Source organism: Pseudoalteromonas sp. Ps84H-4 (assembly GCF_024124645.1).
Lineage (GTDB): Bacteria > Pseudomonadota > Gammaproteobacteria > Enterobacterales > Alteromonadaceae > Pseudoalteromonas > Pseudoalteromonas lipolytica_C.
Window position 1 is genome coordinate 1 of sequence record NZ_JAMXSK010000054.1, and the last position, 7,582, is coordinate 7,582.

The following is a 7,582-nucleotide window of genomic DNA, read 5'->3' on the forward strand; positions in this document are numbered from 1 at the left end:
CTTGAAACATCGTTCAGGTGGCGGCATCGATTCCTAGCGCTACCATCAGCACTGAAGGCGAGCAAACTAGAAGGTATTATCGAGGCTGACGAAACACTTTTTCCCTACTCAGAGAAAGGCTCAAAACGGATGACTCGTCAGCCCCGCAAAAGAGGGATGAAAGCGAAAAAACGAGGGCGTTCAAAAGATGACTGGGTGCCCGTTTTAACGGTCAGAGACAGAGCCAAGAATACGTATGAGGCCGTTGTGCCAAGTGTTACATCGGCAACTCTGCATAAGGAGCTAGCAGGAAAATTAGAGAAAGACAGTGTGTTATGTAGTGATGGATATAAGCCCTACATAGCTCTTTCTGAGAAAAATGATTTAATACACAAGCGCTTAGACGTGGCGGGAGGTGTTAAGGTGATAGATAAAGTCTTTCATATTCAAAATGTTAACGCCTATCACAGTCGTCTGAAAGCGTGGATAAAACGGTTTCACGGAGTAGCCACAAAATACCTAGAACATTACCTTGGTTGGTTCAGGTTTATGGATAACCCAGAAAACCTTAACGGAAACAGGCTCTTTTCGATTCAACAACAGTTAATCAGAACATAGCCTTTATCTATATGTGCCAGTATTTTCTGAATAACGTGTATATCTATAATACAAGCGATGATGCTTACATTGTGGTTCTCGCATTTTTCGCATTCGGTAATGTCTATATTGAATACCCGCTTTAACCGCTGTGCCCATGACATAGCCCTTGCATGGTAAGGTTTATCTGATTGCCCATCTTTTTGATTGACAATTTTCGGGCTGTTTTTGCCTCTCTGTGACGCAGTAATTTGTGCTCTTAGATTGCTGTTGGGAGCAAATACCCCATAAAATCGGGTGAGATTTAGTCTTGGCGGTGGAATGAGGGCCACTAGTTTGCCAATAAAGTCGAGCGGTTCAAAGAATACATGTGTTGTGCCGTCTCGATAGGGTGTTTTTAATTCATAGCGCACTTTTCCATGGTCAGTCATACTTAAACGCTGTTCACTAATCGCTGGGCGGCTGATGTAGCGACATAGTCTTTCTAACTTCTCTGGCTCATCGGCATTAGCGAAGACCCCTGCGTGTAAGGAAAAACCTGAGGTATTGGCTAACTGACCATATTCGCCTTCATTGCTGGCAGGGAGTGTCTGTAGTGTAAACACCTTTTGACCTTGTTGTGGTCCCATGGCAATCCGATAGCTGACGGAGGCCCCTTGCAACTGCAATAGACTATCTTCATCATCAATAGGTAAGTTAAGAAAACTGTTTTCTATGTCGCGCTCCACTAACCCCACTTTCTCCAAATAGTTGGCAATTCGATAGCTAATGGTGTGAACTAGCTCCACCATGTCGCTATGGGACGGCGCTTTGATGCGGGTAAAAGTCGTACCACCCCATGGATTTTCACTTATTGCACCTTCTAAGAACAACATGTGGAAATGGATGTTTAGATTGAGGGCGCTACCAAATCGCTGAATAAGGGTAACAGCCCCAGTTTTCGATTGTTTGTTGGTAAAGCCGGCCTTGTTCACAATGTGCGTGGAAATGGCGCGGTGAATGATTTGCATCACTTTGCTCAATTCACTTGGGTTTCTTGCTAGCAGTAATCGAAGTGGAATAGGTAAGCTTAAGACCCACTGACGAATTGGATAACCAAGTAATACGTCATCTACAAGTAGCGCTGCACTTTCTGCCATTCTTCTGGCTCCGCAGCTAGGACAGAAACCTCTGCGTTTACAGCTAAAAGCGACTAACTTTTCATGCTTGCAGTCATTACACACCACGCGTAAAAAGCCGTGCTCTAGTCGTCCACAACGCAAGAAATCATCAAACTCACGCTCAACATAATTGGGTAAATACTTGCCTTGGTCGGCTAGGTTTGCGGTAAAGTCTGGGTAGTAACGTTCAACCAATTGATAGAGTAGCGTTGTTTCTGGTCGATGGCGCTTGTATGTTTCACTTTGTTGTAATGCCAACACACTCCTTCATCCCTGAATTGTGTACCGACAAGTGTGGCAAAAAAAGACCTAACTTACGACTGGTTGAATGTCCGGTTTGGATGTTTTTTGTCAGTCAACTAAAACCGCAAACAACTCATTAAATGTCGAATTTTCACTCACTTCTCAGTGCCCAGAAGCGAATCATGCAGACGCTGGAACATCACTCTGATGGCAGACAGAACACAACCATCACTTGGACAAGCCTCTGCGGACACTGCGGTAGCGGAGCGTGCAACATTTACATAATGCCATGTCCCAGTATGCTTATATTTAGCCTGTTTGCGCACGGTATCTGGCCAGCCACATAACTGGGGGAAGGTTTTCGCTTTAGCACCGTACCTAGGTGTTGCTTTCGCCACCAACGCATCAATACTAAAACGCACAGGGTCACTCACTTGCTGGTAAGCCAGATCGCAAATTTTCGCATGCGTAGAATAATTAAAGGCATGCACTGGCCAACTGACCATCAACACCAAAAGGAAAGCGAGGCGAGACACTAGAACCACCTAATCATTATTATAAGTGGATCTCATTCTGATACAGACACCAAGTCTTGTGAAGCCATCAACGTGATAAATCACAGAATATTGACCTGCCATTTTTAACGCTCGGCGCTTAACAACGCCAGTCAGATTTTAAGCCACGCTGGACGAGTTAAAAATTCACGCTGTGCCGCAAGCACTTCGTCCTTATGCTCCTTGGTAATGTAGGGGCGCTCCAATGAGAAAACCTGATAAATACCACTTAGCAGCATTTCTTGGGAAATATCCTGAGTATCACCGGCCATTAAGTTGCAATGCAAAAAAGAAAACCAAGATGTCACAACAATCCAAATATTAAGCGCTAGATCTTCAGCCTCTTCCTGACTGATACGAAGTACTCCGGCCTCATTAAGTGCAAGCAAAATACGATAGATCTGTGCCAAGCAATGTTGAAAGAAGTCTCGATAACGACGGTGCAATGATGGGTCTGCACTGAGCAATGATTCCATGTCTCTGTGCATAAATCGGTATTCCCACAGTCCCTTAAACGTCTCCATTAAGTACCTCAGCTTATCGGACGTAGAAATCCCGCGCTCTTCAGGCAGCTGAAGTACTGTCATTACTCGATTTTCGTAGTGAGTAAACAGCTCAAAAATAATCGCCTGCTTATTTTTGAAGTGGTAATACAGATTACCCGGCGAAATTCCCAAGTGTGCGGCGATGTGATTAGTAGTGACATTGCGCTCTCCTTGGTCATTAAAGAGGACCAAACTGGCTTCAATTATTCGATCTCTCGTGCCCATACGACGAATAACTCCAAGATAATTCAGACGGCATGTTTGCGATATAACCTACTTCACAACCAACAAAACCATACACATAGTACGCTAACGTGCCGCATTTTACGTCAAATCCAATGCTTTTACGGTCTTTCTAGGCATCACCTATTGACGTTTTAGAGTAATAAATCTAATAATGCAAATACGATTGTCCTACAACACCCGGCTAGCACCAAACTAACCAGAACACAGGCCAGACAACAGGAGCTCAATATGGTTGCCACAGTGACACAACTGCATTCACCAGCGCAGGAGATTGAACGCCTTCAATCCTTATTCGCGAAGCAGAAAGCGGCTTTTAGGCACACCCCTATGCCAACGGCTAAGGCCCGTATTGAACAACTAAACAAGCTAAAAGCAGCGGTTATACGACACCAAGACTCCATTGCTAGTGCAGTCAATGAAGATTTTAGCTGCCGCGCCAAAGATGAAACCCTGATCGCTGAAATCATGATCACGGTACAATCACTAAATTACATGATCAAAAACGTGCGTAAATGGATGCGTCCGTCACGCCGTCATGTAAGTGCATTATTTGCTCCGTCATTTAACCAAGTGGTTTACCAACCACTCGGCGTTGTCGGCATTATGGTGCCTTGGAATTACCCAATCCAACTGGCCATCGTACCGCTCGCCACCGCGATTGCCTCGGGCAACCGAGCCATGATCAAGATGTCGGAATTTACCCCAGCCGCCAACGCGGTAATCAAAGATCTGCTGGCCGAAGTTTTTGACGAAGAGCATGTCGCCGTAATTGAAGGCGAAGTTGAAGTCTCCACCGTCTTTTCTGAAACCCCTTGGGATCATTTAATATTTACTGGCTCCACCGCTGTGGGTAAGCACGTCATGGCTGCCGCCGCGAAAAACCTAACCCCGGTGACGCTAGAGCTCGGCGGAAAATCTCCCGCGATTATTGCCCCAGGTGCCAATATGGATGACGCGGTTGAGCGCATCTGCTTTGGTAAAGCTGTCAACGCCGGGCAAACCTGCATAGCACCCGATTATATTTTGCTCCCAAAAGGCAAAGAGAAAGAGTTTATTGCCAAGTACAATCAAACCTTTGCACGCTTGTACCCAACACTTCGTGACAACGATAATTACACCGCCATCATAAATGACCGCCAATATGAACGGCTCGTTACTTGGCTCAAAGATGCAGAAGATAAGGGCGCAAGCATTACTCAAATTAACCCGGCGGACGAAAACTTCTCCGGAACGCGCAAAATGCCGCTGCATATTGTCGAGAACGGAACCGACAACATGACCATAATGCAGGAAGAGCTATTTGGTCCCATTTTGCCGATCGTGCCATATGAGTCATTCGACGCCGCGCTTAAGTACATTAATGACCGCGAGCGCCCCCTCGCATTGTATTTATTCAGTTATAATCGTGATCTAGAGCAACAAGTGCTTGAACAAACCCATGCAGGCGGCGTATCAGTCAATGATACTCTCATGCACATTGCTCAAGACGATATGCCATTTGGTGGCGTTGGCCCGTCTGGTATGGGCCACTACCATGGTAAAGAAGGCTTTGTATCGTTATCCAAAGCCAAAGGTGTGCATCGGAAAGGCCGCTTCAATAGTGGACGTTTTATTTATCCACCCTATGGCACCGGCATACAAAAATTGATTTACAAATTTTTTATCCGTTAAATGCGATAATGAGTGTACTTGCCGTAAATTTAAAAGCGCGGACGGCCAAATACAAAGGCACACCACAGAAACTCTAAGTGCTATCGGTTTAACATTTATAAGGCATTTTAAAGACATGAAATGCCGTAGACATGATTCTTGGTGAATCTTTCATCCTTGAGGACAACAAACAGATGAAATTTGATTACATTATCGTTGGCGCGGGAGCAGCTGGTTGTGTATTAGCCAATCGCCTCTCAGAAGACCCCAACAATAAAGTGTGCCTTATCGAAGCAGGCCCAGCCGACAACAGTATTTTTATTAAAGTACCCGCTGGTATCATTTTCATGATGCGCTCGCTCACTCGCAACTGGCGTTACTGGACAGAACCGCAAAAAGCACTCAATAACCGCAAAGTGTTTATCCCTCGCGGCCGAACCTTAGGTGGCTCTTCCGCGGTGAATGCAATGTGCTACACGCGCGGGCATAAGTGGGACTTCGATCACTGGGAATCCTTAGGCAACAAAGGTTGGGGCTACGACGACGTACTGCCAATTTTTAAACGCAGCGAACACTACGAACCGGGCGCAAATGAATTTCATGGCGTCGGCGGCCCAATCAACATCGCTGATTTACAATCGCCTTTAGAAGTCAGTAAAGCCTTTGTCGATGCCGGTGTTGAAGCAGGCTATCCAGCGACTGACGATCTAAATACAGATAAACCTGAAGGTGTCAGTTTATTCAAAGTGTTCCAGAAAAATGGCGAACGCTTTGGCGCTGCACGTGGCTACCTTCACCCGGTAATGAGTCGTCCAAATCTCACCGTAATGACTGGCGTCACCGTCAACAAAGTTCTGTTTGACGGTAAGCGAGCGACCGGCGTTGAAATTCTACAAAAACGCAAAAAAGTAACGCTAGAAGGTGCCGAGATTATTTTATCCGGTGGTGCCATTAACTCACCGAAGCTGCTGAAACTGTCCGGCGTTGGCCCCAAAGACGAACTTGAAAAGCACGGTATCCCTCTCGTACATGAATTACCTGGCGTCGGCGAAAACTTACAAGACCATCCGGACATCTTGGTGGTTCAAAAAAGTAAGCGTTCAGACACGATTGCCATCACACCTGGAGTGTTGTTCCTGAAAGGGCCCGTCGCTTTATACAATTATATTTTCAAAAGAACCGACCTCCTGACATCAAACGTTGCAGAGTCAGGCGGTTTTATTAAGTCACGTCCTGAGGAAGAAATTCCTGACATTCAATTCCATATGAGTAGCGTGCGCTTAGATAACCACGGTCTGAATTTATCCTTTACCTTTGGCTACGGTTATTCGGGTCACGCTTGTGTGTTGCGCCCAAAAAGCCGAGGCACTCTTAAACTAAAAGATGCTAACCCAAACAGTCACCCACTGATTGATCCTAATTTATTGGATCACCCTGATGACTTTGAAGGCATGGTGCGAGGTGTTAAAGCCGTGCGTAACATCTTTGCGCAAAAAGCATTCGATTCATGGCGCGGCGATGAAATATTTCCGGGTAACCACGTGCAAAGTGATGAAGAAATTCGCGAATTTATTCGTCAAAAAGCAGACAACATTTATCACCCTGTTGGCACCTGTAAAATGGGACACGACGACATGGCGGTAGTGGATGACACACTCAAAGTACATGGTATGGAAGGGTTGCGAGTGGTCGACTCCTCTATCATGCCAACCTTGGTAGGTGGTAACACGACAGCGCCGACCATTATGATTGCCGAAAAAGCCTCTGATATGATCTTGGGCTGATTACCCAACGTATGACATATAGTACGGCGTAGCGGCCTATTTAGGCCGCTACCTTTTTTAACGACAAACTTAGATCAAACTTCGAATTACCTCAACGGCGATAGGCACCGAAATTACTTTCAGCCCGACCGTTTACCTGTCATACCTCTCCCCCACTGTAAAACACCAGCATAAACCCACTACTGGCACCTCACGACAACCTGTAACAAACCTTTCGCTATTTCCTGTTACTATCAAGACCCTGTTATCTTGAAAACAATGCGTTACCCTAAAAACAATGCGCTACCTTAAAAACAGTGAATGACCACAAATACAGTGATACGCAGGTATTATAATGAAGCACTGCATACTACTCATTTTCACATTGGCATGTATAAGCGGCTGTACTGGCGTGCGCTTTAATGAACGTGAACGCTTAGCCGAACGAGTATAAGACGGATTAAAGCTATTTTCTACCCCCTATGACAGTTGTCTTTTTGACTAGATTGGTTTGTTGAATTATCGAATTGTGGGAGTATTTTAAGGCGTGTTAGTTTGCAATGTCTTGCGACGATAGGCCTTTGGTGCAGGAAATGGGGGGTGAAGCGCGAATAGCCCCACCATTTACTAGCGTTTTTCTTTACTCTTGCAGCAGTAAATGGAGCCTACGCCCCAAAATTGAAGTCACGTTGAATAGTGAAATCGTTTGTGTATTGTTCATCAGGTGGTGCACGCAAATGTGGCAATAGCTTTGTTTGTTTAGAAGTTGGGTGCTTTTTATCTATATGTGCCAGTATTTTCTGAATAACGTGTATATCTATAATACAAGCGATGATGCTTACATT

4 protein-coding genes and 3 pseudogenes are annotated in these 7,582 nt (G+C 45.4%); 3 read left to right on the forward strand and 4 right to left on the reverse strand.

The window, feature by feature from the left end:
- Positions 1-597 (forward strand): annotated as a pseudogene (locus NH454_RS21870) (IS1595-like element ISAma5 family transposase); the annotation flags it as partial.
- An 8-nt stretch (positions 598-605) separates the two neighbouring features.
- Here NH454_RS21870 and NH454_RS21875 read toward each other — a convergent pair.
- The 3 genes and pseudogenes from NH454_RS21875 to NH454_RS21885 form a co-directional block, all read right to left on the reverse strand.
- Positions 606-1,997: pseudogene (locus NH454_RS21875) on the reverse strand (transposase); the annotation flags it as partial.
- Positions 1,998-2,134: 137 nt separating this feature from the next.
- Positions 2,135-2,485, reverse strand: a complete 351-nt coding sequence (locus NH454_RS21880) for a S1/P1 nuclease (protein ID WP_268841538.1) — start codon at positions 2,483-2,485, stop codon at positions 2,135-2,137.
- A 161-nt stretch (positions 2,486-2,646) separates the two neighbouring features.
- Positions 2,647-3,303, reverse strand: coding sequence for a TetR/AcrR family transcriptional regulator (locus NH454_RS21885; RefSeq protein ID WP_235374309.1), 657 nt, complete (start codon positions 3,301-3,303; stop codon positions 2,647-2,649).
- A 249-nt stretch (positions 3,304-3,552) separates the two neighbouring features.
- On the opposite strand from NH454_RS21885, the gene NH454_RS21890 reads away from it, so the two are divergent.
- Together NH454_RS21890 and NH454_RS21895 are read left to right on the forward strand one after the other, a co-directional pair.
- Positions 3,553-4,995: a coniferyl aldehyde dehydrogenase gene (locus tag NH454_RS21890; RefSeq protein WP_076923034.1), complete on the forward strand. Its 1,443-nt coding sequence runs from the start codon at positions 3,553-3,555 to the stop codon at positions 4,993-4,995.
- Positions 4,996-5,126: 131 nt separating this feature from the next.
- Positions 5,127-6,758, forward strand: coding sequence for a choline dehydrogenase (locus NH454_RS21895; RefSeq protein ID WP_235374310.1), 1,632 nt, complete (start codon positions 5,127-5,129; stop codon positions 6,756-6,758).
- Positions 6,759-7,402: 644 nt separating this feature from the next.
- Here the strand turns inward: NH454_RS21895 and NH454_RS21900 are convergent.
- A pseudogene (locus NH454_RS21900) lies at positions 7,403-7,582 on the reverse strand (IS91 family transposase); the annotation flags it as partial.

Coding starts and splice junctions, on each gene's coding strand:
- NH454_RS21880 (WP_268841538.1), bottom strand. CDS start 2,485: ATGGTCAGTTGGCCAGTGCATGCCTTTAATTATTCTACGCATGCGAAA.
- NH454_RS21885 (WP_235374309.1), bottom strand. CDS start 3,303: ATGGGCACGAGAGATCGAATAATTGAAGCCAGTTTGGTCCTCTTTAAT.
- NH454_RS21890 (WP_076923034.1), top strand. CDS start 3,553: ATGGTTGCCACAGTGACACAACTGCATTCACCAGCGCAGGAGATTGAA.
- NH454_RS21895 (WP_235374310.1), top strand. CDS start 5,127: ATGATTCTTGGTGAATCTTTCATCCTTGAGGACAACAAACAGATGAAA.